Source organism: Mycobacterium aquaticum, assembly GCF_002086485.1.
Classification (GTDB): domain Bacteria; phylum Actinomycetota; class Actinomycetes; order Mycobacteriales; family Mycobacteriaceae; genus Mycobacterium; species Mycobacterium aquaticum.
Genome location: NZ_MVHF01000025.1, coordinates 1 through 25455, shown reverse-complemented (window position 1 = coordinate 25455; position 25455 = coordinate 1). Strand labels below are relative to the sequence as shown.

At 67.1% G+C, this 25455-nt stretch carries 25 protein-coding genes, 1 tRNA gene and 2 pseudogenes; 16 read left to right on the top strand and 12 right to left on the bottom strand.

The features are described 5' to 3' along the window. The first annotated feature begins 76 nt into the window (after positions 1 to 76). Positions 77 to 1726 carry an alpha-keto acid decarboxylase family protein gene (locus tag BST13_RS22240; RefSeq protein ID WP_083166188.1) on the top strand — a complete coding sequence of 550 codons (1650 nt, stop codon included), beginning with the start codon at positions 77 to 79 and terminating at the stop codon, positions 1724 to 1726. Between the two features lie 237 nt (positions 1727 to 1963). On the opposite strand, the gene BST13_RS22235 is transcribed toward BST13_RS22240, so the two are convergent. Continuing rightward, positions 1964 to 2398: a type II toxin-antitoxin system VapC family toxin gene (locus tag BST13_RS22235; RefSeq protein WP_083166187.1), complete on the bottom strand. Its 435-nt coding sequence runs from the start codon at positions 2396 to 2398 to the stop codon at positions 1964 to 1966. Between the two features lie 3 nt (positions 2399 to 2401). Then, a pseudogene (locus BST13_RS39800) lies at positions 2402 to 2843 on the bottom strand (type II toxin-antitoxin system Phd/YefM family antitoxin). 289 nt (positions 2844 to 3132) lie between these two features. Between BST13_RS39800 and BST13_RS22225 the strand changes: the two are divergent. Beyond that, complete coding sequence (locus BST13_RS22225; protein WP_083166186.1) at positions 3133 to 4302, top strand: IS481 family transposase; 1170 nt, start codon at positions 3133 to 3135, stop codon at positions 4300 to 4302. Between the two features lie 54 nt (positions 4303 to 4356). On the opposite strand, the gene BST13_RS22220 is transcribed toward BST13_RS22225, so the two are convergent. Continuing rightward, positions 4357 to 4442, bottom strand: a tRNA-Leu gene (locus tag BST13_RS22220). A 117-nt stretch (positions 4443 to 4559) separates the two neighbouring features. Here BST13_RS22220 and BST13_RS22215 point away from each other — a divergent pair. Together BST13_RS22215 and BST13_RS22210 are read left to right on the top strand one after the other, a co-directional pair. Further along, positions 4560 to 5903 carry a M20/M25/M40 family metallo-hydrolase gene (locus BST13_RS22215; protein WP_083166185.1) on the top strand — a complete coding sequence of 448 codons (1344 nt, stop codon included), beginning with the start codon at positions 4560 to 4562 and terminating at the stop codon, positions 5901 to 5903. Positions 5904 to 5912: 9 nt separating this feature from the next. After that, positions 5913 to 6437 carry a YbhB/YbcL family Raf kinase inhibitor-like protein gene (locus BST13_RS22210; protein ID WP_083166184.1) on the top strand — a complete coding sequence of 175 codons (525 nt, stop codon included), beginning with the start codon at positions 5913 to 5915 and terminating at the stop codon, positions 6435 to 6437. Between the two features lie 61 nt (positions 6438 to 6498). Here BST13_RS22210 and BST13_RS22205 read toward each other — a convergent pair whose 3' ends face one another. From BST13_RS22205 to BST13_RS22195, 3 genes are read right to left on the bottom strand one after another with little or no spacing between them, the layout of a single operon-like run. After that, on the bottom strand, positions 6499 to 7572 hold the full coding sequence (locus tag BST13_RS22205) for a quinone-dependent dihydroorotate dehydrogenase (protein WP_083166253.1): 1074 nt from the start codon (positions 7570 to 7572) through the stop codon (positions 6499 to 6501). Next, entirely contained in the window at positions 7572 to 7832 is a 261-nt protein-coding gene (locus tag BST13_RS22200; protein WP_029368317.1) for a DUF5703 family protein, read from the bottom strand. Before BST13_RS22200 ends, BST13_RS22205 begins: the two co-directional genes overlap by 1 nt. 2 nt (positions 7833 to 7834) lie before the next feature. Then, positions 7835 to 8920, bottom strand: a complete 1086-nt coding sequence (locus BST13_RS22195; RefSeq protein WP_425437033.1) for a YncE family protein — start codon at positions 8918 to 8920, stop codon at positions 7835 to 7837. 51 nt (positions 8921 to 8971) lie between these two features. Between BST13_RS22195 and BST13_RS22190 the strand changes: the two genes are divergently transcribed. The 6 genes from BST13_RS22190 to BST13_RS22165 all read left to right on the top strand — a co-directional run bounded on the left by BST13_RS22190 (position 8972) and on the right by BST13_RS22165 (position 13362). Next, positions 8972 to 9283 (top strand): hypothetical protein, encoded by a 312-nt coding sequence (locus tag BST13_RS22190; protein ID WP_087082056.1) that lies wholly within the window; start codon positions 8972 to 8974, stop codon positions 9281 to 9283. A gap of 45 nt (positions 9284 to 9328) precedes the next feature. Continuing rightward, on the top strand, positions 9329 to 10159 hold the full coding sequence (locus BST13_RS22185) for an undecaprenyl-diphosphate phosphatase (protein ID WP_083166252.1): 831 nt from the start codon (positions 9329 to 9331) through the stop codon (positions 10157 to 10159). Between the two features lie 25 nt (positions 10160 to 10184). Then, positions 10185 to 10856, top strand: a complete 672-nt coding sequence (locus BST13_RS22180; protein WP_083166181.1) for a histidine phosphatase family protein — start codon at positions 10185 to 10187, stop codon at positions 10854 to 10856. Positions 10857 to 10891: 35 nt separating this feature from the next. Next, positions 10892 to 11479 carry a DUF3090 domain-containing protein gene (locus tag BST13_RS22175; RefSeq protein WP_083166180.1) on the top strand — a complete coding sequence of 196 codons (588 nt, stop codon included), beginning with the start codon at positions 10892 to 10894 and terminating at the stop codon, positions 11477 to 11479. After that, on the top strand, positions 11463 to 12329 hold the full coding sequence (locus tag BST13_RS22170) for an SCO1664 family protein (RefSeq protein ID WP_083166179.1): 867 nt from the start codon (positions 11463 to 11465) through the stop codon (positions 12327 to 12329). Before BST13_RS22175 ends, BST13_RS22170 begins: the two co-directional genes overlap by 17 nt. A gap of 115 nt (positions 12330 to 12444) precedes the next feature. Then, positions 12445 to 13362, top strand: coding sequence for a TIGR03619 family F420-dependent LLM class oxidoreductase (locus BST13_RS22165; protein WP_083166178.1), 918 nt, complete (start codon positions 12445 to 12447; stop codon positions 13360 to 13362). Positions 13363 to 13386: 24 nt separating this feature from the next. Here BST13_RS22165 and BST13_RS22160 read toward each other — a convergent pair whose 3' ends face one another. Both BST13_RS22160 and BST13_RS22155 read right to left on the bottom strand, forming a co-directional pair. After that, a complete protein-coding gene (locus tag BST13_RS22160) occupies positions 13387 to 14061 on the bottom strand; it encodes a DUF6891 domain-containing protein (RefSeq protein WP_083166177.1) in 675 nt (224 codons plus the stop codon). A gap of 6 nt (positions 14062 to 14067) precedes the next feature. Next, entirely contained in the window at positions 14068 to 14496 is a 429-nt protein-coding gene (locus BST13_RS22155; protein ID WP_083166251.1) for a DUF2628 domain-containing protein, read from the bottom strand. Positions 14497 to 14585: 89 nt separating this feature from the next. Between BST13_RS22155 and BST13_RS22150 the strand changes: the two genes are divergently transcribed. The 3 genes and pseudogenes from BST13_RS22150 to BST13_RS22140 all read left to right on the top strand — a co-directional run bounded on the left by BST13_RS22150 (position 14586) and on the right by BST13_RS22140 (position 17600). Next, positions 14586 to 15344, top strand: coding sequence for a 3'(2'),5'-bisphosphate nucleotidase CysQ (locus tag BST13_RS22150; RefSeq protein ID WP_083166176.1), 759 nt, complete (start codon positions 14586 to 14588; stop codon positions 15342 to 15344). Between the two features lie 121 nt (positions 15345 to 15465). Continuing rightward, a complete protein-coding gene (gene mshC, locus BST13_RS22145; RefSeq protein ID WP_083166250.1) occupies positions 15466 to 16704 on the top strand; it encodes a cysteine--1-D-myo-inosityl 2-amino-2-deoxy-alpha-D-glucopyranoside ligase in 1239 nt (412 codons plus the stop codon). A 21-nt stretch (positions 16705 to 16725) separates the two neighbouring features. After that, positions 16726 to 17600, top strand: a pseudogene (locus BST13_RS22140) (SDR family oxidoreductase). A 7-nt stretch (positions 17601 to 17607) separates the two neighbouring features. Here the strand turns inward: BST13_RS22140 and BST13_RS22135 are convergent. From BST13_RS22135 to BST13_RS22120, 4 genes are all read right to left on the bottom strand, one after another. After that, positions 17608 to 18447, bottom strand: a complete 840-nt coding sequence (locus tag BST13_RS22135) for a DeoR/GlpR family DNA-binding transcription regulator (protein WP_083166174.1) — start codon at positions 18445 to 18447, stop codon at positions 17608 to 17610. A gap of 77 nt (positions 18448 to 18524) precedes the next feature. Further along, entirely contained in the window at positions 18525 to 19553 is a 1029-nt protein-coding gene (locus BST13_RS22130; protein WP_142282824.1) for a substrate-binding domain-containing protein, read from the bottom strand. 73 nt (positions 19554 to 19626) lie between these two features. Further along, complete coding sequence (locus BST13_RS22125; RefSeq protein WP_083166172.1) at positions 19627 to 20643, bottom strand: ABC transporter permease; 1017 nt, start codon at positions 20641 to 20643, stop codon at positions 19627 to 19629. 29 nt (positions 20644 to 20672) lie between these two features. Continuing rightward, positions 20673 to 22196, bottom strand: a complete 1524-nt coding sequence (locus BST13_RS22120) for a sugar ABC transporter ATP-binding protein (protein ID WP_083166171.1) — start codon at positions 22194 to 22196, stop codon at positions 20673 to 20675. Positions 22197 to 22340: 144 nt separating this feature from the next. On the opposite strand from BST13_RS22120, the gene BST13_RS22115 reads away from it, so the two are divergent. From BST13_RS22115 to BST13_RS22105, 3 genes are read left to right on the top strand one after another with little or no spacing between them, the layout of a single operon-like run. After that, entirely contained in the window at positions 22341 to 24083 is a 1743-nt protein-coding gene (locus BST13_RS22115) for a dihydroxyacetone kinase family protein (protein ID WP_083166170.1), read from the top strand. Further along, entirely contained in the window at positions 24083 to 24550 is a 468-nt protein-coding gene (locus BST13_RS22110) for a ribose-5-phosphate isomerase (protein ID WP_083166169.1), read from the top strand. Before BST13_RS22115 ends, BST13_RS22110 begins: the two co-directional genes overlap by 1 nt. 17 nt (positions 24551 to 24567) lie before the next feature. Then, a complete protein-coding gene (locus BST13_RS22105; RefSeq protein WP_083166168.1) occupies positions 24568 to 25338 on the top strand; it encodes an SDR family oxidoreductase in 771 nt (256 codons plus the stop codon). Positions 25339 to 25455: the final 117 nt, after the last annotated feature.

Here is a 25455-nt window from a genome sequence, read left to right as displayed (position 1 = left end):
GCTGATCTTTGGATTTGGCGAATCTCATCGAGGCCAAAGCGCTACAACGTATTGACAACCACTTACGGAGTGCGTCATGGCCGAATCCGTTATTCAGTATGTATTGCGGCGCCTCAACGAGATCGGCATTGACGACGTCTTCGGCGTCGCCGGTGACTATGCGTTTCCGGTCAATGATGCGATCGTCGAGCATCCGGCGATCAATTGGGTCGGGTGCTGCAACGAGCTCAATGCCGGTTACGCCGCCGACGGGTACGCGCGAATGCGCGGGGTGGGGGCGGTGTGCAGCACCTACGGGGTCGGCGAACTGGCCGCGATGAGCGCGATTGCGGGCTCCTATGCCGAACACCTTGCGGTTTTCCACCTGGTGGGCGCACCCAACCTTCCGACGCAGGAGGGGCGGGCGCTGGTACACCACACGCTCGGCAACGGGGAATTCGACCTGTTCCACCGGATGGCCGAGTCGATCGTGTGCGCGAGCGCGATCCTGACACCGCAGAACGCAGCCGCGGAGACCGAACGACTCATCGCTGCGGCGCTCTACCGTCGACGCCCGGTGTACCTGGCCATTCCCAGCGACGTTTCCCGCGCGCCCGTCCTACAGAGCGCACCACCGGTTGTTGCCCCGACGAGTGATCCTGAGGCGCTGGCCGCGGCGACCAAGGCTGTGGCCGCCGCGCTGAATGACGCCGGCCAAGCGTGCGTATTGCCGGGGATACTGCTCCGGCGGCTCGGTCTGCAAGGTGCAGCAGCCGCGTTCGTCGACGCCGCGGGGCTACCGTTTGCGACGATGTTCGCCGACAAATCCGTGCTCGGGGAAGACCACCCCAATTACATCGGGATGTACGTCGGCCGGCTGATGGGCGAACCGGTCCGCGCCTTCGTCGAATCGTGTGACGTGGTCATGATGCTCGGAGCCAAACTGACCGACGGCAACTCAGCCGGAGGTACCGTCCGCCTTGACTCGTCCAAGAACATCACGATTGACCACCACCGCACCACCGTCGGCACCAAGGTGTATCGCAATGTCGAGATCGCCGACCTTCTCAGGCAACTGTCAGAAGGCGTCAGCACACGCGCGCAGCGCACCGACATCCGCCCGGAGCCGCTCGGGCCGGTTGCCGGCGGTGACCAGGACCCGATCACGGCAGACCAGCTCTATCCCCGTTGGGCGCACTTCTTCAGGCCCAATGACGTGATCATCACCGACACCGGGACGTCATCGCTGGGCTTGGCATTGGCGCAACTTCCGCAAGGAGCGGAATTTCACAACCAAACGCTGTGGGCGTCGATCGGATGGGCGACTCCGGCAACTTTCGGCGCCGCCAAAGCTACCCCAGAGCGGCGACTGATCCTTATCACCGGCGAGGGCTCGCACCAGATGACCGCACAGGAGATCAGCCAGCTCGGTCGCCATGGGCTGCGACCGATCATCTTCGTGCTCAACAACTCTGGCTACCTGAGCGAGCGAATGTTGTGCAAAGACATGGCACTTGCCTACAACGACATCGCGGCGTGGAACTATGCGGAACTTCCGCACGCGCTGGGCTGCCACGGGTGGTTCGTGGCGCGGGTGAGCAGTTGCGGCGAGCTCGACGACGCGCTCACCACAGCCGACCAGGCCGACAACGGCGCCTATATCGAGGTCATCACTGATCGCTACGAGGCGCCGCAGATGTACAAGAAGCTGCACGAGAACGTCAAATCGTTCTACAACATCAAGTAGCGTCCGTTGCGCGTCGCCGGTGAAGGACCGCCGATTCGCGGCTCAGCACACTGCGGCAGGTTGATTGCCATGAATTGAGTCAAGCTTCGGCGGGCGCTGGCGTGCTTTGGGTTCGGCATTCCACATCACCGTCGATGGTTCCGATTCACCCACGGCCACAACGACTTCGAACGTCGTACTGGTCAGAGATGCCCGACGAGGCTGGGGCTGATCCGCCTGTGATGACGAGCAGTCGGGCTAGGGATCGAGTTGAGCGGGGGCGACGCGGCATCCGGCAGCTCGGGCTCCGGTGTGCAGGCGCCGGTCCCAAACGGCGAGGATCAGGTTGGGTTCGCCGACAACCAACGCGCTGGCCAGATGAACGGCGTCGGCTCCGCCCAAGGCATGGGCTCGGGCCAGGTGGCCGGCGTGCTGTTCAACCGCCGCGGTGAGTTCGACTGGGCGGGTAGCGGCCCAGAAGTCTTCCCAGTCACGCTCGGCTTCGGTGAGCTCGGCTTCGGTGAGGTCGTGATTGCGGGCTGCTGCGGCGAGTGCGGCGCGGACTTCGGGGTAGGCCAGGCGGCTGGACAATGCGGCGTCGCAGCCGTCCCACAGCGCGGACGCGAGCGGACTCCCTGTCTCGGTGGTCAGAAGTTTGACGAATGCGCTGGCGTCGAAGTAGACGAGCGGCACCGGTCAGCGCCGCTGGTCGCTGACGCGGTCAGACAAGGGTCGTCGCGGCCGGGGGCCGGGCCGATCCGCGGCGACGGGCCTCTGCGCGGTGGCCTTACCAATTACGCCTTCGGCCGTGAGACGCTCCAGGGTGCCTGCGCTGTCCAGCGCGGCGAGTCGCGCAACCGGAATCCCGCGGTCAGTGATGACGACTTCAGCACCAGCCCGAGCCCGATCGAGCCAGTCGCTGAGGTGTGCGCGCAACTCCGTCACAGATACCTCCACCTTCTGAACTGTACATTCGCTGAGCCGCGATTTGTACAGAACACTATTGAGTGTGGCGACGACGACCCGAGCGATTGACCTGCGCAAGCGCAACGGGTCGGTCCACCGATTCGTCGGCGGTGCTGGCGACGCCGAGAAGATCGACGTCATGGCGGGTGGTGGCACTCCGTCTTAGCGGCATTCGAAACTGTTGCGGCGGAAGGTTTTTAATGTCATAAGTGGGCTCTGGCGCAGCTGGCGTTGGTGTTCAGCTCCATGGCGTCGGCAGCCCGGTCCCGACACATGAACCCCGACCGCAACTACTGGCACCACCTACAAAAAACCCCGGCCAGGGGCCGGGGTTATCTGTCGATCTGTTGTGTGTCCGAGGGGGTGTGTGAGTTCACGACATAGGTGACACATGAGTCGCGACATGGGTGACACCTGGAGCAACGCCAGATGAGTCGCGTCATAGGTGACAGTCCTGGCTCATGTCGAAAGCCCGTGTGGTCGTGTTGGAAATCGTCTCCGGTCATCTGTCGGTCAGCGCGGCGGCCCGCACCTACGGGCTGTCCCGTCAACACATCTACCGACTACTGGACCGCTTCCGCGACGGTGGATTAGACGCCGTTGATCCGCGCTCGCGACGCCCCGCCAGCAACCCCCACGCCGTCAGCGACGAGGTCATCGCCGCGATCGTGCTGCTGCGTGAACAACTGACCGCCGACGGCCTGGACGCCGGGCCGCTCACCCTGCAAGAACACCTCACCAAACACGGCCTGCCCACCCCGTCGACCTCCACCATCCGGCGCATCCTGCACCACCACGGTCTGATCACCGCACAACCACACAAACGGCCCCGCAGCTCCTATCACCGCTTCGCCGCTGACCAGCCCAATGAGTGCTGGCAATCGGACTTCACCCACTGGACCCTGGCCGACGGCACCGACGTCGAGATCCTCAACTGGCTCGATGACCACTCCCGATACCTGCTGTACTGCACCGCATTTGCCCGCGTCACCGGACCCGATATCGTGGCCAGTTTCACCGCCCTCATCGAGCGCTACGGTCCGCCGGCATCCACGCTGACCGACAACGGATCGGTCTATACCTCACGATTCACCCACGGCCACAACGACTTCGAACGACTCATCGCCACCCTGGGCATCACACAAAAGAACGGACGACCCGCACACCCACAAACCCAAGGCAAAATCGAACGCTTCCACCAAACCCTCAAACGCTGGCTCGCCGCACGCCCCCGCCCAGCAACCCTGGCCGACCTGCAACAGCTGCTCGATGAGTTCACCGCCATCTACAACACCGAACGCACCCACCGGGCCCTGCCCGCGCACACCACCCCGGCGCAGGCCTACGCCGGCCGCCCCAAAGCCACCCCCACCGGCATGACCGAACACTTCCGCATCCGCCACGACACCGTCGACCAATTCGGCAAACTCACCCTCCGGCACGGCAGCCGCCTGCACCACCTGGGCATCGGACGCCGCCACGCCCACACCCCGGTGCTCATCCTCGTCACCACCACCACCGTCACCGTCATCAGCAAAACCGGCTACCACCTCATCGCCGGCCACCACATCAACCCCGACCGCAACTACTGGCCCAACCAACAAAAAACCCCGACCAAAAGGCCGGGGTGATCTGTAACCGATGACGCGACTCATGTGTAACCCATGACCCGACTCATCACAGTGTGTCCGAGGGGGGACTTGAACCCCCACGCCCGTTAATAGGGCACTAGCACCTCAAGCTAGCGCGTCTGCCATTCCGCCACTCGGACTTGCCAACCTCATCGGTTGGGCGCCTAAGGCTAACGGATTGAGGGCCCAGGTCCCAAACCGGTCGGTGCGAGCGCGCCGTGTCGGCCCGCCGCGCGATGGTGCCTGCAGTGGTACGAATGGTGACTGTGACTGACCCCGTGGGCAGCGTGGACGAAGTGGTCGACATCGTCAGCGCTCTGATCAGGTTCGATACCTCCAACACCGGCGACCCCGCCACGACCAAAGGCGAGGCTGACTGTGCCGAGTGGGTCGCCGACCGGCTTCGCGAGGTCGGCTACACCACTGAATACGTCGAAGCCGGTGCGCCCGGCCGGGGCAATGTGTTCGCGCGCCTGCCCGGTGCCGACCCGCAGCGCGGGGCGCTGATGATCCACGGGCACCTCGACGTGGTGCCCGCCGAGCCTGCCGACTGGAGCGTGCACCCGTTCTCCGGTGCGATCAAAGACGGCTATGTCTGGGGCCGTGGCGCGGTCGACATGAAGGACATGGTCGGGATGATGATCGCGGTGGCCCGGCACTTCAAGCGGGCCGGCATCGTGCCGCCCCGCGACCTGGTGTTTGCGTTCGTCTCCGACGAGGAACACGGCGGCACCTACGGCGCGAACTGGCTGGTGGACAACCGGCCCGATCTGTTCGCCGGGGTCACAGAGGCGATCGGCGAGGTCGGTGGATTCTCGTTGACCGTTCCCCGCAAGGACGGTGGTGAGCGTCGGCTCTACCTCATCGAGACAGCCGAGAAGGGGCTGTCCTGGATGCGGTTGACGGCAAGGGGCCGCGCCGGGCACGGCTCGATGGTGCACGACGACAACGCCGTGACGGCCATCGCAGGCGCGGTCGACCGTCTGGGCCGGCACCGCTTCCCGCTGGTCCTCAACGAAGCGGTGGAGCAGTTCCTGACGGCGGTCTCCGAGGAGACGGGCTACGAGTTCGATGTCGACTCCCCGGACCTCGACCTGGCGATCGAGAAGCTCGGTGGGGTGGCGCGCATCGTGTCGGCCACCCTGCGCGACACCGCCAACCCCACGATGCTGAAGGCCGGCTACAAGGCCAACGTCATCCCGGCGACGGCCGAGGCGGTCGTCGACTGCCGCGTGCTTCCGGGCCGCAAGGCGGCGTTCGAGCGGGAGATCGACGAGCTCATCGGTCCGGACGTCACCCGCAGCTGGGAACGTGATCTGCCGTCGTACCAAACCACGTTCGACGGCGATCTGGTCGACGCGATGAATGCCGCGCTGCTGGCGGTGGATCCTGACGCGCGCATCGTGCCGTACATGCTCTCCGGAGGCACGGACGCAAAATCGTTCCAGCGGTTGGGTATTCGCTGCTTCGGCTTCGCCCCGCTGAAGCTGCCGCCGGAGTTGGACTTCGCTGCGCTGTTCCACGGGGTGGACGAGCGGGTACCCGTCGACGCATTACAGTTCGGCGCGAAGGTCCTCGAACATTTCTTGACGCACTGCTGAAAGGGCACCATGAGCAATTCCCCGTACGACAACCTGCCACAGCTGCCGACCTTCACGCTGACCTCGGAGTCGGTGACCGACGGGCAGCCGCTGGGCAAAGACCAGGTCAGCGGCATCATGGGCGCGGGCGGTTCCGATGTGTCGCCGCAGCTGAGCTGGTCGGGATTCCCGGCTGAGACCAAGAGCTTCGCGGTGACGATGTACGACCCCGACGCGCCGACGGGGTCGGGCTTCTGGCACTGGGCGGTCGCTGATCTGCCTGCGAGTGTCACGTCGCTGCCCGCCGATGCAGGCAACGGCGACCCGCTGCCCGGTGGCGCGGTCACGCTGACCAACGACGCGGGCCTCAAGCGCTTCCTGGGTGCGGCCCCGCCGGCCGGACACGGCCCGCACCGCTACTACATCGCCGTGCACGCGCTGCCCGTCGAATCTCTCGAGCTGCCCGACGGTGCCACCCCGGCCTACCTCGGCTTCAACTTGTTCAGCCAGGCCATCGCCCGCGCCGTCATCCACGGCACCTACGAGCAGAAGTAGCCCACTTTTCTTTCGGCGAGCAGACGCAAACCTGCCTCAAAACCCGCGTTTTGGGGCAGGTTTATGTCTGCTCGCGGGAGATGGCCGAGCCCACCGCGTCACTGAGCGACGCGAACCCGCCCGCGTGCAGGCGTTCGGCGATGCCGTCGTGAATCTGCTTGGCCCACAAACCGCCGCCGTAGATGAACCCGGTGTAGCCCTGCAGCAGTGTGGCCCCGGAGGTGATCCGGTCCCAGGCGTCGTCGGCGGTCTCGATACCGCCCACGCTGATCAACACCAGCTTGTCGCCCACCCTGCGGTACAGCCGGCGCAGGACTTCAGCCGAACGGCGGGCCACCGGCGGCCCGGAAATGCCGCCCGCGCCGAGGTCGTCGACGCCGGGGGTGGCCAACGCGTCACGCGAGATCGTGGTGTTGGTCGCCACGATTCCGGCGAGGCCCAATTCGACTGCCAGATCGGCGATTTCATCGATATCGGCATCGGAGAGGTCGGGCGCGATCTTGACGAGCACCGGCTTGGTGGTCTCCGCCTTGACCGCGGCAAGGATCGGTCGCAGTGAGGCCACCGCCTGCAGGTCGCGCAGTCCGGGAGTGTTGGGGGAGCTGACGTTGACCACCACGTAGGCGGCCAGGTTGCCCAGCTGTCGCGCACTCTGCGCGTAGTCCTCGACCGCGCGCTCGGCCGGGGTCACTTTCGTCTTGCCGATGTTCACCCCGATCGGCACGTCGGGGGTGTGTCGTGACAGACGCGCCGCCAATGCGCCGGCGCCCTCGTTGTTGAAGCCCATGCGGTTGAGCAGAGCGCGGTCCTCGGGCAGGCGGAACAGGCGCGGCTGCGGATTGCCCGGCTGGGCCGCCGCGGTCACGGTGCCCACCTCGGCGTACCCGAAACCCAGCGCGCCCCAGGTGGCCAGTCCGCGGCCGTCCTTGTCGAACCCGGCGGCCAGGCCCATCGGGCCGGGGAACCGGACCCCGAACACCGTGCTGGCCAGCACCGGATCCGAAGGCGCCAACCAGCGGCTCAGCGCGCGCCGAAACGCCGCCGGGCCCGATGCGATGCGCAACAGCGCGAACACCCAGACATGGATCCGTTCGGGCGGCACCAGGAAGAGTGCCCGCCGCAGCGCGCTGTAGATCACGGCGTCGGCTGATCCGGTGTGCCCGGCGTGGTGGCGGCGGTCTTCCTGCGGCGCAATAGCACCCGTCGACTCCCGTCTGTATAGGCCCGCACCCGGGTCAGTTCCCAGCCGCGGTATTCCGCTTCGATGGACAGCCGGATGGAGGCGCTGAGCCTGGTCACGTCCGGCGGCAGCCGCAGCGGCACCCACTCGTATTCGTCGGACAACCCCTCGGCATCCCACCCCGCCGGCATCCGGCCGCGTTGTATCGACGTCATGGTCATCCCCCCGCGTGCGGGATCACCTGCACGCCCGCTCCCGAGCCGGACACCACATACAGCGTGCCGGACTTGTCGTCATAGGCCAGGGAGTTGGGTTGCTGCACGGTTCGATAACGCACCTTTTCGACGGGAATGCCGGTGTCAAGATCGTAACCAATGACAGTGTTGTCGGCGGTCTGTGACACCCAGGCCAGCCGTGATGTACCGACCAGCCCGTACGGCGCGGCCCGCACCGGGTAGCGCTGACGCATGATCAGCGGGTCGGTACCGAACACCAGCAGTTCGTCGCCGCGGGTGTCGGCGACGAGGACCCGGCCGTGCGGGTCGACGGCCATGGTGGTGGCACCGTCGCCGGCTCGCAGCGCCTGCTCGGCCTTGGTGCCGGTGACGTCGACCTCGGTCACCGAGGTCTGGCCGCGGTCCAACACCACCGTGGTATTCCCCTGGGTGGCAAGCTCATCCACCCTCGCGAAAATCTTGAGTTTGGCGCCGACGGTGTCGGGGGCACTCAACGTGTAGACCGCGCCGGCGGCGCTGCCGAGTACTGCCTTGCCGTCGGCTCGCAACGCGATGGCAGTGAAATCGGTGTCCTGCTCGCCGGCGACCGTGACTTTGGTCGCCTTACCCGCTGCGATGTCGACGCGGAAGTACCCGCCGCGGGTCGCGAGGAGCAGTCCGCCGCGGCCGTCGGCGGCCATCGTCGACGCCGTCGCGGGCAGCAGTACCGTGCGCGGCGGCTGGGTCCCGGCCACGAGGGTGACCATCGACTGCCCGTCGGGCCCGGGGCCGAGCACGGCCAGGCTGGTCGTTGCTGGATCGAACACCGCGGACTGTGCTCGGCCGCCGACGGGACGGACTTCGCCGTCGGGGACGCCGGTCACTGGCGGGGAAACCGCGGCCTGGGCGGGTTCGATGGTCGGTGGCGGAGCGTCGGCCGGGTTCGACGAACAACCCGGCGCGAGCAGCAGTGCCAGTGCTGCCACGCCAGCACGAAACGGCTGACCTGCAGGGATTAGGCGCAACGGACGGCTCTCGTTCGGGGCGGATGGTTGACCGACCAGTCTATGCACGGCCGCGGCGGGCATTTGGACGCGTCTGGCGCACGTCGTTGCATAAGCAAGAGTATGGTGCGAAGCATGACCCTCGCTGCAGACCGGGAACCGGGGTACCAGGAGTTTGCTATCGAGGACATTTCCACGGGCGTCCACGCCAGTGGATTTGGCCAGGTCGGTGACGGCCGTACCTTCTCCTTCCACATCGAACGCGGGCAGCTGATCATCGAGGTGTACCGGCCGCGCTTGTCTGGACCGGTGCCCGCCGAAGAAGACGTGGTGGCGCTCGCCACCCGCAAACTGACCGATATTGATCTGACCGACGAGCGCAGCTTGTCGGCGACGGTGCGTGACGCGGTCGCCGACGCGCAGCCGGTACCGCGCCTCGGGCGCTGACCGAACCCCCACGGTACGGTCGTCGTCGTGATTGACGTGCCGGCGATGTCGTGGCTGCAAGTGGTCGTGTTGTCGATTGTGCAGGGGCTCACCGAATTTCTTCCGGTCTCGTCGTCCGGACATCTCGCGATCACCTCACGGCTGTTGTTCCACGACGACGCGGGCGCCTCGTTCACCGCGGTCACCCAACTCGGTACCGAACTGGCCGTGCTGATTTATTTCGCGCGCGACATCTGGCGGATCGTCAAGGCCTGGTTCAACGGGCTGTTCGTCGCGGCGCACCGGGACGCCGACTACCGCCTCGGCTGGTTCGTGATCATCGGCAGCGTCCCGATCGGGGTTTTCGGGCTGTTGTTCAAGGATGAGATCCGCACCGGCGCACGTAATCTCTGGCTCGTCGCATCGGCACTGATCGTGTTCTCGGCGGTGATCGCCGCGGCCGAGTATTTCGGTAAGCAGACCCGTCAGGTGGAGCAGCTCACCTGGCGCGACAGCGTGGTGGTCGGCCTGGCGCAGTGCCTGGCGCTGGTACCCGGCGTGTCGCGCTCGGGGGCGACGATCAGCGCCGGGCTGTTTCTCGGGCTGGACCGCGAACTGGCGGCCCGGTTCGGTTTCCTGCTGGCCATCCCGGCGGTGTTCGCCTCAGGGCTGTTCTCACTGCCCGACGCGTTCCACCCGGTCGGGGAGGGTATGAGCGCCAGCGGCCCTCAGCTGCTGGTGGCGACGGTGATCGCCTTCGTCGTCGGGTTCGCCGCCATCGCCTGGTTCCTGAAATTCCTGGTGTCCCACAGCATGTACTGGTTCGTCGGCTATCGCGTGCTGGCCGGCGTGGTGGTGCTCGTGCTGCTGGGTACCGGAGTGCTGGCGGCACAATGATCGAGCGCTTGCGCGAGGAGCTGATATGACCGTCATCCTGCTGCGGCATGGGCGCTCGACGTCGAACACCGCCCAGACGCTCGCGGGCCGGTCGGAGGGCGTCGACCTCGACGAGCGCGGCGTCGAACAGGCCGCGGCCGTCGTCGACCGGGTGGGGGAGCTCCCGGTGCGTGCGATCGTCCGGTCGCCGCTGCTGCGCTGCGAGCGGACGGTGGCGCCGCTGGCCGCCGCGCTCGGGCTGGAAGCGATCGTCGACGACCGGCTGACCGAGGTGGACTACGGTGCCTGGACCGGCCGCAAGATCGGTGAGCTGGTGAAGGAACCGCTGTGGGGCGTGGTGCAGCAGCAGCCCAGCGCCGCGGTGTTCCCCGATGGCGAGGGGTTGGCGCAGGTCCAGGCCCGCGCGGTGGCCGCGATTCGGGAACGGGACCGCGCGCTGGCCGCCGAACATGGCGCCGACGCGCTGTGGGTCGCGTGCACCCATGGCGACGTGATCAAGGCGATCCTCGCCGACGCGCTCGGGGTGCACCTGGATGGCTTCCAGCGCATCACGGCCGACCCGGCGTCCATGAGCGTGATCCGCTACACCGACATGCGTCCATTTGTCGTGCACATCAACCACACCGGTCCGCAGCTGAGCGCCGGACTGGCTGCCAAACCTGCCACCGATGCGGTGGTCGGCGGGTCCACTGACTGACCGTCGGTGCTCCAACCGGTATTTTGGAAGGTGCCATGGCCCGCGCAATTCACGTCTTCCGCACTCCCGACCGCTTCGTGGCCGGGACCGTCGGTCAACCCGGAAATCGGACCTTCTACCTGCAGGCTGTCCACGACAGCCGGGTGATCTCGGTGGTGCTGGAGAAGCAACAGGTCGCGGTGCTGGCCGAACGCATCGGGGCACTGCTGTTGGAGATCAACCGCCGGTTCGGCACCCCCATCCCGCCTGACACCGGCGAAGTGACCGACCTGCGGCCGCTCATCACGCCCGTGGACGCGGAGTTCCGCGTCGGCACCATGGGCCTGGGCTGGGACTCCGAGGCGCAGACGGTGGTGGTGGAACTGCTGGCGGTCTCGGATGCCGAGTTCGACGCGTCGGTGGTGCTCGACGACGCCGAGGAAGGTCCCGACGCGGTGCGGGTGTTCCTGACGCCCGAGTCGGCCAGGGAGTTCGCGACACGGTCCAACCGGGTCATCTCGGCCGGGCGGCCACCGTGCCCGCTGTGCGATGAGCCGCTGGACCCCGACGGCCACATCTGTGTACGTACCAACGGCTACCGGCGCGGCGCCATCGCCGGAACCGAAGATGACGCCGAGGGCTGACGGCGAGCCGGACTCCTTTGACGTCGATGAGGCGTTGGCGGGCGGCGAGCTCACGGTGATCGGTCGGATCCGTTCGGCGAGCAACGCCACGTTCCTGTGCGAGGCGCAACTGCGGGACGGTCTGGTGCACTGCGTGTACAAACCGGTGCGCGGCGAGGCCCCGCTGTGGGATTTCCCCGACGGCACACTCGCAGGCCGCGAGGTGGCCGCGTACCTGGTGTCAGTGGCCCTGGGGTGGAACATCGTGCCCCAGACCATCATTCGTGACGGGCCTGCCGGCATCGGAATGGTGCAACGGTGGGTGGACCAACCCGGGGACGACGCGGACGTGGGCAGCGACACTAGCACCGCCGGCGACGAACTGGCGCAGGCCGCGCTGGATCTCGTCGACCTTGTGCCCGCGGGGCATGTCCCACCCGGTTACATGCCCATCCTGCAGGCCTACGACTACGCCGGCGACGAGGTGACGCTGGTGCACGCCGACGACCCCCGGCTGTATCGGATGGCGGTGTTCGACGTGCTGATCAACAATGCCGATCGCAAGGGTGGGCACATCCTGGCCGGCGTCGACGGCGGGGTCTACGGCGTCGACCACGGTGTCAGCCTGCACGTCGAGGACAAGCTGCGCACCGTGCTGTGGGGCTGGGCGGGCAAGCCGGTGGACGACGACACGCTCGTCGCCGTGGCGGCCCTGCGGGACCGGCTGGCGGGCGACCTGGCCGAGCAATTGTGCGACCACATCACCGACCGCGAGATTGCCGCGCTGCGGGCCAGAGTTGTTGGACTGCTGGACAATCCGGTGATGCCGACACCGGACCGGCGCAGGCCCATCCCGTGGCCGGCGTTCTAGCCTCTGTGGGGCGTATGTCCGTGTCGCGATTAGGTATCTCGCTACTCTAGGCGGCCGCGGCGGACGCCCGCAGACTGTGCTCAGCCAGATCGGCGCGCAGTGATCGGAGCACGTCATGCAGCTGATGTTCGTCATGCCCCACACGATGGAACTCGCCGCGTTGACCCAGCCGTGGGAGCTCACCGTCACCGGAGCGGACCAGGCCATGATGGCCAGGCGGGCCGAGGAACTTGGATACGGATTGATCGCGGTACCGGAGCATTTCCTGGTACCGCGCTCCCACGTCGCACTGACAGGACCGCACTACTTCCATTCCACGGTCGCCCAGGCCTATCTCGCGGGGGCCACGCAGACCATCCGGCTGAGTACCTGCGCCACTCTGCTACCGCTGCAGCATCCGGTCATCATGGCCAAAGCGCTGGCAACAGCGGACTGGATGAGTGGCGGCCGGATCGGCGTCACGTTCGGTATCGGTTGGGACGCCGAGGAATTCCGGATGCTCGGGGTGCCCTTTCACGAACGCGGGCGGATGGCCGACGAGTATCTCAGCGCCATCATCGAATTGTGGACCAGCGAGTCGCCGAGATTCGAAGGAGAGTACGTCACGTTCGACGACGTCGCATTCCAGCCGAAACCAGTGCAGCAGCCGCACATCCCCATCTGGATCGGCGGCGATGCCGACCTGGCGCTCCAACGCGCGGCCAGGTTCAGTTGCGGGTGGATGCCGTTTCTGACCCAGCCCGAGCAGTTCCCAGCCCGGATCGACTTCATCAAATCCCAGCAGTCCTATGACGGCCGGCCGTTCGACGTGATGTACGGCCTGGGCACCTCACTCATCGGCGAAGGGCATGTGGTCAAGGATGATCCGACCCAGCGTACGGGCATGAGTGCGGGCGAGATCATCGACAAGCTCGGCCGGTTCAGCGAACTGGGCGTGACGATCAGCAGTGTGCCGATACCGCCGGTGCAGGATGTGACCGAGTACCTGGACTACGCGCAGTGGGTCATCGAGGAGATCGCGCCCGCTGTCTAGTGCCGGATGGCCACTGTGGAATCTCTACTCCGGCAGCGGTTTACGCCACTCGCGGACATTGACCTCGATGCGGTCGCGCCTCGACCCCGACCACGTCGTCGCCAGCCCATAATGATTGGCCAGCAGCACGATTCGCTCACCGAGCAGTGTCTCGGTGCGCTCGGTGATCTCGGCGGACGCGGATTCATCGCCCGCCGCGGCGGCGCGTATCAGCGCCTGCGGTAACGCCGGGTGCGGGCGAAAAGCGCTGTAGCCCAGGTAGAGCACCGGATCGGGGTCGCCGAGGCGCGCAGCGTCCTGTTCGTGGAAGAAGGTGTACGCCCACTCGCGATAGCGGTACCAGTCGTTCGGATCCGGGTTGGGTGTCCGTTCGTCGTCGATCTCGTGCGTCGCGCAGGTGGTGCAGCACGCGAAGCACATCCGGGCCAGGATGCCCTCCGACTCCAACTGGGTGAACACATATTGCAGCCGCCCGTAGTCGCCGGTGTCCTGCCACGTCGCCTGCTCGGAAAGTCGTTGGGCCCACATCGATTCCAGCAGTGCCGTGGCCTCCTCGGGCCGAACCACCCCGGAATCGTCCACCCACGCCGCCACCCAGTCGAGCAGGTCGTCGAACTGCCAGAAGCCCGCGACCAGCCGCGCGCGGATGAAGCGGCTGAGCTCGTCGAGATCCCCGGTGTCCCAGTCGAGGATGCGCATCGCCGTCTACCGCTTGCGGCCGAATCCCTCGAACAGGTTCCAGGATTGACTGCCTCGGGTCACGTGCAGGTAGTACGCGTAGTTCGCAGTGCTCATCGCGACCGAGGCCACGGCGATGCCTGCCGCACGGGTGACGTTGTCGGACACGTCGAGGACGACGAGTACCGCGGAGATGGCCATCGCGATGCCGAACAGGGTCAGCCCCTTGCGCCACATGCCCTTGACGAAAAAGTAGATGGGGCCGAAGAAGAAGGCGGGGAAGTTCGAGCCGATGCGCAACTTGGTGCCGAACGGCAGCGACCGGTAGACCGCCTTGGACTCCGGCGACGAGTTCGGCAGGCCGTAGATGGTGAAGAAATCGAACCGCCTTTGCCAGGCGGGGGACAGGGTCACGCTCGGGGTTTGCTCGGTCACCCGATGAATCCTAACGGCCATGGTGAGCTGCCTTCGCCACGTGATCGGCGGAACCGCCACACCCCAACCCCGATTCGAGGTCCGTCGCGCACACCAGTCAAACTGACTGGATGCACTCGACCGATGCCGACCTGGCCGCTGCCGTGGCCGAGGAGGCCGGCGAGTTGTTGCTGGCCGTGCGCGAGGAGATCGGTTTCTACGATCCGTACTACCTCGGCGACGAGGGCGATCTGCGCTCCAACGCCCTGATCCTGGAGCGGCTCGCGCAAGCCCGGCCGCAGGACTCGGTGCTCAGTGAAGAGGCCGTCGACGACCTGTCCCGGGTCGACGCCGACCGCGTGTGGATCGTCGACCCCGTCGACGGGACGCGCGAGTATTCCCTACCGGGACGGGAGGATTGGGCCGTGCACATCGCGCTGTGGCAGCGCCACCGTGCAGGCGGGCCCGGGCTCACCGATGCGGTGGTGGCGTTGCCTGCCCGCGGCGAGGTTTACCGCAGCGATACCGTGCAGCCACCGCCGCCACGGCGGGACGGCCCGATCCGGATCACCGCGAGTACCAACCGGCCGCCGCCCGTGCTGTGGCGCATGCGTGAACGGCTCGACTTCGAGCTGGTGCGGATCGGTTCGGCCGGTGCCAAGGCGATGGCCGTGGTCCGCGGCGACGTCGACGCCTACATCCACGCCGGCGGACAGTGGGAATGGGATTCGGCGGCCCCGGCCGGTGTGGTGCTCGCGGCGGGGCTGCACGCCTCCCGGCTGGACGGCTCCACGTTGGTGTACAACCGCGCCGATCCATATCTCCCGGATTTCGTGATGTGCCGCCCGGAGCTGGCCCCGATCCTGCTCGAGGCGATCGGCGCAGCGTGATCGCAAAGGCGGGAATGGATCGGCGTTCGTCGTTGTCTGAGTTGGGTGAACCGAGCCTGTCTTCGGTGACCCGACCGACCGGGGGAGACCCGTGCTGACCGAGCACCCTAAAGTCGAAGCCATGCAGTCTTGGCCGGCGCCGAACATCCCTACCCTGCCGGGGCGGGGTCCTCAGCTGCGCCTTTACGACACCGCCGACCGGCAGGTCCGCCCGGTCGCGGCGGGGCCGACGGCCACCATGTACGTCTGTGGCATCACGCCCTACGACGCGACGCACCTCGGCCACGCGGCGACCTACCTGACGTTCGACCTGGTGTACCGCTTGTGGCTGGACGCCGGGCACACCGTGCACTACGTGCAGAACATCACCGACGTCGACGACCCGCTGTTCGAGCGCGCCGCGCGCGACGGCCTGGACTGGCGTGAGCTCGGTGACCGCGAGACCCAGCTGTTCCGCGAGGACATGACGGCACTGCGCGTGCTGCCGCCGCACGACTACGTGGCCGCCACCGACGCGATCGGCGAAGTGGTCGAGGTGGTCGAGAAGATGCTGGCCTCGGGCGCGGCGTATGTGGTCGACGATGCGCAATACCCCGACGTCTACTACCGCGCCGACGCGACCGTGCAGTTCGGCTATGAATCCGGATACGACCGCGAGACCATGCTGCGGCTGTTCGGCGAGCGTGGGGGCGACCCGGACCGGCCGGGCAAGGCCGACGAGCTCGACGCGCTGCTGTGGCGCGCGCACCGGCCGGGCGAGCCGAGTTGGCCGTCGCCGTTCGGGCCGGGCCGGCCCGGTTGGCACGTGGAGTGTTCGGCAATCGCGTTGAGTCGCATCGGCACGGGCCTGGACATCCAGGGCGGCGGCAGCGACCTGATCTTCCCCCACCACGAGTTCTCCGCCGCGCAGGCCGAATCCGTCACGGGGGAGCGTAGATTCGCGCGCCACTACGTGCACGCCGGCATGATCGGCTGGGACGGTCACAAGATGAGCAAGAGCCGTGGCAACCTGGTGCTGGTGTCCCGGTTGCTCGCCGACGGGGTCGACCCGGGCGCCATCCGGCTCGGATTGCTGGCGGGGCACTATCGCGCCGACCGGTACTGGAGCCGGCAGGTGCTCGACGAGGCCAACGCCCGGCTGGAACGCTGGCGGCACGCCACTACCATGCCAGGTGGCCCGGACGCCACCGACGTGATCGCGCGGGTTCGGCAGTATCTCGCCGATGATCTGGACACGCCGAAAGCACTTGCCGCTCTTGATGGTTGGGCTGACGACGCGATCGGTTACGGCGGACACGACCCCAGCGCACCGCGCGCGGTGGCCGCAGCTGTCGACGCACTGCTGGGTGTGCAGCTCTAAGCCGGGCGGTACGTTGGCGGCATGAGTTCAGTCAACGGCAAGGTCTCTTCATCACCGGCGGTGCTCGCGGTGTCGGCGAGGAGGTGGCCCGCCGCCTGCGCCGCAAGGGCGCCAAGCTGGTGCTCACCGATCTCGACGAGGCACCGCTGACGGCGCTGGCCGCGGAGCTCGGTGAGGAACATGTCCTGACCGCTCTGGCCGACGTCCGTGACCTGCCCGCCATGCAGAAGGCTGCCGATGCCGCGGTCGAGCGGTTCGGCGGCATCGACATCGTGCTCGCCAATGCGGGGATCGCCAGCTTCGGCTCGGTGCTCAATGTGGACCCCGAAGCGTTCAAGCGCGTCATCGACATCAACATCACCGGCGTCTTCAACACCGTCCGCGCCACGCTGCCCGAGGTGATCAAGCGGCGCGGCTACGTGCTGGTGGTGTCCTCGCTGGCGGCGTTCACGTCGGCACCGGGGCTCGCGGCGTATCACGCGTCGAAGGCGGGCGCCGAGTACTTCGCCAACACCCTTCGGCTGGAGGTGGCCCATCTCGGTGTCGACGTGGGCTCGGCGCACATGAGCTGGATCGACACCCCGCTGGTGCAGGACGCGAAATCGGATCTCTCGACGTTCCGCGTCATGCTGTCCAAGATGCCCGGGCCGATCAAGCAGACCACCACGGTCGACAAGTGCGGCGCTGCGTTCGTCAAGGGCATCGAGGGCCGCAAGAGCCGCATCTACTGCCCGGACTGGGTCGGGCTCTTCCGCTGGATCCGCCCGGTGGTGGCAACTCCGTTGGGGGAGCGCGATATTCGCAAGTTCACGCCCGAGCTGTTGCCCAAGTTGGACGCCGAGGCCGCTGCGCTCGGCCGGTCCACCAGCGCGCGCACCGAGGCGCTGGAGAAGTAGCCGCGGGCTACAGCGCGGCCGCTCCGATGTCGGGCGCGACCACGACGTTGACGCCGTCAAGGCGCAGCCCGCGGATCTGATCTTCCGGGGTGCGGCTGTCGACGATGACCGTGTCGAAGTCGCTCAGCGGCCCGAGGGCATGCAGCGCGCGGCGCTCGAACTTCGAGTGGTCCAGGTAGGCGATGCGGGTGCGCGCCGATTCGAACATGGCGCGTTTCACCAGAACAGTGTCGTGATGCTGGTGGAAGCAGATGCCGTCGGTGACGGCGGAGGTCGACATGATGAACACGTCGGCGCGGATGTTGCGTAGCGCCGTGAGCGTCAACGATCCCATGTAGGCCCGGCACCACGGGTAGTACTGGCCCCCGAGTGCGATGACGTTCAGGCCGGGCTGGTTGAGCAGCGCGTCGAGCGCGGACTGGAAATTGGTGATGACCGTCAGAGGCTGACGCTCGGGCAGCTGGCTCACCAGATGCAGGCCCGTGGTGGAGTCGTCGATGATCACCGACTGCCCGGGTTCGATCATCTGCAGCGCGGCGTTGGCGACGGCGTGCTTGTCGGCGACGTTCTGGCGGGCCCGGAACTCGGTGCTGGCCTCCGACAGCGTGCTCGGCATGGCCGTCGCGACTCCGCGGGTCTTGCGGATCAGCCCCTGGGTGGCCAGGGTGTCCAGGTCACGGTGCACCGTCATCAAGCTGACCCCGAACGCGTCGGGCAGATCTTCGATCTTCACCGACCCGGCGGCCATCACCATTTCCAGGATGGCGGCGCGGCGTTCATTGGGTCCCGCCGGAGGCTCGGCCTGTCCGTCGCGGTGCGACCGACCAACACCCGCTGGGTTCGGCATCGGGCCTCCTGTTCTGTCGTCCGGACGGGACGCGCCATGCACGTCCCGTCCGTACCTTACTTAGATGCTGATCGTGGTCACGGTTGGTTCAGCTTCTCGTTGGACAGATCGCCCGAGGCCAGGTTCTGGGCGACGAGCGCAGGCAGCTGCGCGAGGAACGCGTCTTTGCCGGTGACCACGTTCTGGTAGTACTGGTCGACGTTCTGCGGCGTCACGGGCGGCATCTTGTAGACGTACTTCTGCTCGACCGGTTCGCCCTTGACGGCGCGCTGCGCCACCGCGATGCCCTCGGCCATCTCGACCCGGCCGTGTTGCAGCGAGGTGCCGATGAACTTGCCGCTCTTGACCGCTTCCAAGCCGTCCTGGATCCCGTCGATGCCGACCACGGGGATCGACTTGCCCGCCTCCGAGAGGGCCTGCACGGCACCGAGGCCCATGTCGTCGTTCTCCGAGACGATTCCGTTGATCTGGTCACCGAAACTGGAGATCCAGTTCTTCATCTTGTTGACCGCCTCGTCGCGCTTCCAGTTCGCGGTGTCGATGGCCAGGATCTTGATGCCGGGGTACTTGGTCAGCGTGTCCTTGATGCCCTTGGTGCGGTCGAGTTCGGGGGAGGATCCGAGCGGACCCTGCAGGACGACGATGTTGCCCTTGCCGCCGAGCTTGTCGGCCATCATCTGCATCTCCTGGGCGCCTGCGGCGACGTCGTCGGGCAGCACAGAGGATTTCAGCGCACCCGAATCGGCAAGCGCGGTGTTGACGGCGATCACCGGAATGTTGGCGGCCTTGGCCGAAGCCATCTGTGGCGCAAGGGAATCCGCCTGCACCGGGACGATCACGATGGCGTCCACCTTCTGGTTGATCAGCTGGTCGACCTGACTCGCCTGAGTCGAGACATCACCGCCCGCCGAGTTCCACACCAGATCGATGTTGTTGGCCTTGGCGTAGGACTCGGCGCCTTCCTTGCCCTGGGTGATGAACGAGGACATGTCGTAGACGGTGACGCCGACACGCGTCGACGGCTGGCCGTTCTTGGCGCTGGGATCACCTGCGCCACAGGCGGCGACGGACACCATGAGGGCGGGAACCGCTGCCGTCACAAGCATGCGGGTCAGTCTGCGGGACATCGGGGTGGTGCCTTTCTCTAAGTGGATGAGGTTGGGGTGCAAGCGTTTCGGGTCAGCTGCTGCGTCGGCGGACAGCCCACACGTCGACGGCGACCGCCGCGACGATCAGCACGCCGCTGATGACCTTCTGCCAGTAGGCAGGGACGACGAGGATGTCCAGGCCGTTGTTGAGGGTCTGGATGAGCAGCAGGCCCAGCAGGGTGCCCCAGACCGATCCGCGGCCGCCGAGCAGGCTCGCGCCACCGATGACGACGGCGGCGATGGCGGCCAGTTCGTAACCGGACCCCAGGTTGGGCGGACCGGAGATGACGCGCGAGGACAGGATGACGCCCGAGAGCCCCGCGAGTGCACCGCTGAGGGTGTACACCGCGATGAGGATCTGCCCGGATTTCACGCCTGCGACGTCGGCCGCGGTGCGGTTGCCCCCGACGGCGTACACCCGCACGCCGAACGAGGTCTTGCGCAGCACCAGGTAGGAGATGATGAAGCCGGCGATCATGATCAGCACCGGCAGCTGCACGCCGAAGAACGTGGTGTTGGCGATCTTGCCCCACTCGCCGGGCAGCCCGTTGATCGGTGCCCCGCCACCGATCACATAGGCCAGGCCCGAACCCGCTGTCAGTGTGCCCAGTGTCGCCACGAACGGCGCCACCCCGAGCTTGCTGACCACGACCCCGTTGAGCAGGCCGATCAGCAGGCCGACCACCACACCCGCCGCGAGTCCGAGGAAGATCCGGTCGGGATGGCCGACCACCACCGACGACGCGGTCATCGCACTGACCGCGATCACGCTGCCGACCGACAGGTCGATGCCTCCGGTGAGGATCACGAAGGTTTGCCCGAGCGCGACCAGCGCGAACGGCGCGGCGGCCACCAGGATGGTCAGCGCGTTGTCCGGCGTGGCGAACCGGACGCTGCGGTAGCTGAAGTAGGCCATCACGAGCAGCAGCACGATCACCATCGAGTTGCGGATCGCGAAGTTGGTGAGCCAGGTCCGGTCGAAGCGCCTGGTATCCCGCACGGCATCCGCGGGCGGAAGCTTGTTCGCCTGGTCGGTAGCGGTTGACATGGTGTCCTCTCGAGGGCTTGGCGACGCGGTCACGCGACTTCGCCTGGTTGGGTGGCTTCCTGGCCGCTGGCATAGCGGAAGATGCGTTCCTGCACGTCGTCGGCATCGAGCTGGTCGCGCGACAGTTCCCCGGCCACGCCGCCGCTGCGCATCACCAGCACGCGATGGCTGAGCCCGATGAGCTCGGGCATGTCGGAGCTCACCAGGATCACGGTGAGTCCCTCGGCGGCCAAGTCGCGGATGATCGTGTAGATCTCGCCGCGGGCGCCGACATCGACGCCGCGGGTGGGCTCGTCGAGCAGCAGCACCGAGCAGTTCTGGGTGAGCCAGCGGGCCAGCACGATCTTCTGCTGGTTGCCGCCGGACAGGTTGCCGACGAGCTGGCCCAGGCCGCTGGACTTGAGCCGGACCGACGCGGTGGCATCGGTGACCGCCGATGAACGCTTGCGGTTGCGTAGCCAGCCCGCGGAGGCGAATGCGCCCAGATGCGGCAGGCTGCCGTTGTCGAGGACCGACTGTGTGAGCACCAGGCCCGCGCCCTTCCGGTCCTCGGGGACCAGCGAGATGCCTGCGCGGATCGCGTCGGCCACCCGTCCGCGGTGGACTGCACGGCCGTTGACCTCGATGGAGCCGGCGACCGAGCGCCGGATGCCGAAGATGGCTTCGACGATCTCGCTGCGCCCGGCGCCCACCAGTCCGCCGAGTCCGAGGATCTCGCCCCTGCGGACCTCGAGATCGACGGCGGGGCCATCGGGATGCAGTTGCAGACCGCGCACGGACAGGCCGATCTCGTCACCGGCAGGGGTGATGGGCGGAAACAGGTTGTCCAGTTCGCGGCCGATCATGGCGTGCACGATGCCGTCCGGCGTGGTATCGGCCAGCGGCGCGTTGAGTACGAGCTGGCCGTCGCGCAACACCACCACGTGGTCGGCCAGTTCGGTGATCTCGGCCATGCGATGGGTGGTGTAGAGCATCGCTACGCCCTGCTTCTTGAGCCTGCGCACCACGTCGTAGAGCCGCTCGACCTCGCGGTCGGGGATCGCCGAGGTCGGCTCGTCGAGCAGCAGCACCTTGGCGCCCCACGTGGTCGCCTTGGCGATCTCGACGAGCTGCATGAGCGCGATCGGCAGATCACCCATACGGGTCCTGGGATCGACTTCGACCCCGAAGGTGCCCAGCATCTCGCGGGCCTGTTTGGCCATGCCGCGCCGATCCAGGGTGCGGAACTGGGTCTTGAGTTCCCTTCCCACGAACAGGTTTTCGTAGATCGTCAGCTCCGGGTAGGGAGCGAGCTCCTGCGGCACGATGCCCACCCCGAGGCTGCGGGCGAGCTTGGGGTCGGCGTGCTGCAGGGCGGTGCCGTCGACGGTGACCTCGCCCGAGTCGGCCTTGAGCTGCCCGGTGACGATCTTCATGAGCGTGGACTTGCCCGCCCCGTTCTCGCCCGCGAGCACGGTGAGCTCGCCGGGGTGCAGGTCGAACGACACGTCACGCAGCACCGGCACGCCGCCGAAAGCCTTCGCGACGTGATCGACATGTAGGGCGGTGGCCATACCTGCTCCTCTGATCTCGGATTTGAGAAAGATAACAACGACAATGCGAACTATCAAGGGATTGACATTAGAAATCGCATCTATCATGTTATAAAACGAGTGAGCGGACGCACACACGCATCCGCGTGAGCGAAGGAATCAGCGGTGACGAAACTGTACGACGACCCACGCGCGTTCAGTGACGACCTCCTGGAGGGGTTCGTCGACCTGCACGCCGACCGTGTTCTCAGCGTCGAGGGCGGGGTGGTGCGAGCCGCCGAAACGCCCGGGAAGGTGGCCGTCGTCGTCGGCGGCGGCTCGGGTCACTACCCGGCGTTCTGTGGTGTTGTCGGAACAGGTTTCGCCGATGGGGCAGTGGTGGGCAACGTGTTCACCTCACCCTCGACCCAGGAGGCCTACTCGGTCGGCCGGGCGGCGTCCAACGGCGCCGGGGTGCTGTTCAGCACGGGCAACTACGCCGGCGACGTCATGAACTTCACGCTGGCCCAGCAGCGGCTGCAGCAAGAGGGCATCGACACCCGCGTCGTGTTCGTCACCGACGATATTGCTAGCGCACCTGTTGAGGAAATTCACAAGCGACGTGGGATCGCCGGCGACTTCGTGGTGTTCAAGATCGCCGGTGCCGCCGCCGAGGCCGGCTACGACCTCGACGGTGTGGAACGCGTCGCGCGCCTGGCCAACGACCGCACCCGCACGCTCGGCGTCGCGTTCGGCGGCTGCACGATGCCGGGCGCCGACACCCCGCTGTTCACCGTTCCCGACGGCCGCATGGGTGTCGGGCTCGGCATCCACGGCGAGCCCGGAATCGCCGAGGGCGATCTGCCCCGCGCTGCCGACCTGGCCCGCCGGTTGGTGGAAGGCGTGCTCGCCGAGGCGCCGGGGGACACCAACCGCGTCGGCGTGATCCTCAACGGTCTCGGCGCCACCAAGTACGAAGAGCTGTTCGTCGTGTGGCGCACGGTGGCCCCACTGCTGCGGTCCGCCGGCTACACGCTGGTCGACCCCGAGGTCGGGGAGCTGGTCACCAGTCTCGACATGGCAGGCTGCTCACTGACTTTGGTGTTCCTCGACGACGAGCTCGACGAGTTGTGGCGGGCCCCCGCCGACACCCCGGCCTACCGCAAGGGCATCGCGACCACGTCCGGCGCGGCACCCCGGCGCACTGTCGCGGCGGCGACCGTCACCGAAACCGAGGCCGTCGAGGTGTCACCGGCAGCCCGCCGCTGCGGACAGACCTCGACCGCGGTCCTGGCGGCGATGGCCGCCGCGATCGAGGGTGCGGCCGACGAGCTCGGGCGCGTCGACGCGGTCGCGGGCGACGGTGACCACGGCCGCGGCATGGTGAAGGGCACCTCCGCAGCACTGCAGGCGGCCGAGCGCGCCGATGCCTCCGGCGCAGGGGCGGCATCGGTACTCACCGCGGCGGGAGAGGCCTGGGCCAGCCAGGCCGGCGGCACGTCCGGCGTGCTCTGGGGAGCCGCACTCGCCGCACTCGGCGCGCGTCTCGGCGACGACGCCGACGTCATCGCACCCACCGACGTCGCGGCCGCGGTGCGGGCCGGGCTGGAGGCCATCACCACGCTCGGCAAGGCCTCCGTCGGCGACAAGACGATGCTCGACGCGCTCGTGCCGTTCGTCGACCGCCTCGAACGTGAGACCGCCGCGGGCGCCGAGCTGGCCGATGCCTGGCAGCAGGCGGCGGCCGACGCCGAACAGGCCGCACAGGCCACGGCAGATCTGAAACCCAAAGTGGGACGGGCACGTCCGCTCGCCGAGCGCAGCCTCGGCACCCCCGATGCAGGAGCTCTGTCGTTGGCGCTGTGCGTCCGGACCGCGACAGCGGTACTGGCGAAGGCCACGGCAGACGACACAGTGAGGAGCAAGTGATGAGCGGTCTGCGGATCGTGGTCGGCGCCGATGACGCCGGCGTGGACTACAAGGACATCCTGCGGCGCGACCTGGAGGCCGACGAGCGCGTCGAATCCGTGGTCGATGTCGGGGTCGGCACCGACGAGCACACCGCCTATCCGCACGTTGCGGTCGCGGCGGCCCGCATGATCGCCGAAGGCAAGGCCGACCGCGCGCTGCTGGTCTGCGGCACCGGACTCGGTGTAGCCATCAGTGCCAACAAGGTCCCCGGAATCCGGGCGGTCACCGCGCACGACAGCTTCTCCGTCGAACGGTCGGTGCTGTCCAACAATGCCCAGGTGCTGTGTTTCGGACAACGTGTCGTGGGGATCGAGCTGGCGCGCAGACTGGCCAAGGAATGGCTCGACTACCAGTTCGACCCGGAGTCGGCCTCGGCCGCCAAGGTCGACGCGATCGCCGGGTACGAGCCGGCCCCCGGCTGCTGACGAGCAAGGAGATGAGCATGAGCACCACGGATCCCGTTGTCGACTTCGACTTTTCGCTGGCCGGCAAGGTTGCCGTCGTGACCGGCGGAGCCTCGGGCATCGGCGCCGCGATCGCGACGGCTTACGCCAAGAAGGGCGCCTCCGTCGCCATCCTGGACCTCTCGGGTGACGCCGCTACCCAGCGGGCCCGCGAACTCGGGGACGGCCACGCCGCCTTCGCGTGCGATGTCAGCTCCGCGGAATCGGTCGCCGACGCCGTCGAGGCGGTCCGGGAACGCTTCGGCCGCATCGACATCCTCGTCAACTCCGCCGGGGTGGCGCTGCTCGCACCCGCCGCCGAGATCGACGTCAAGGCCTGGGACAAGACCATCGCCATCAACCTGACGGGCACGTTCCTGATGTGCCAGAAGGTGGGGGCCGTGATGCTCGAGCAGGGCTACGGGCGCGTGATCAACATGGCCTCGCAGGCGGCCAGCGTCGCCCTCACCGATCACGTCGCGTACTGCGCCTCGAAATTCGGCGTCGTGGGCGTCACCAAGGTGCTCGCCTCGGAGTGGGCGGGCCGTGGTGTCACCGCCAACACCATCAGCCCGACGGTGGTGCTGACTGATCTCGGCCGCGCCGCATGGGAGAACGAGAAGGGGGACCGGCTCAAGACCCAGATCCCGACCGGTCGATTCGCCTACCCCGACGAAATTGCCGCCGCAGCAGTATTTCTCGCATCCGACGCGGCCGCGATGATCAACGGGGCCGACCTTCTTGTCGACGGCGGATACACCATCCGCTGACGACGTCGAACGGCCAGTTGTGACACGCCTTTTCGTCGATCCGGGTTGTTGCGAAATTGAGCGGTTGATCGGGGGCTTCGGTATGTCTTACCGGGGGTCGGGGGTGGTGGCCGCGAT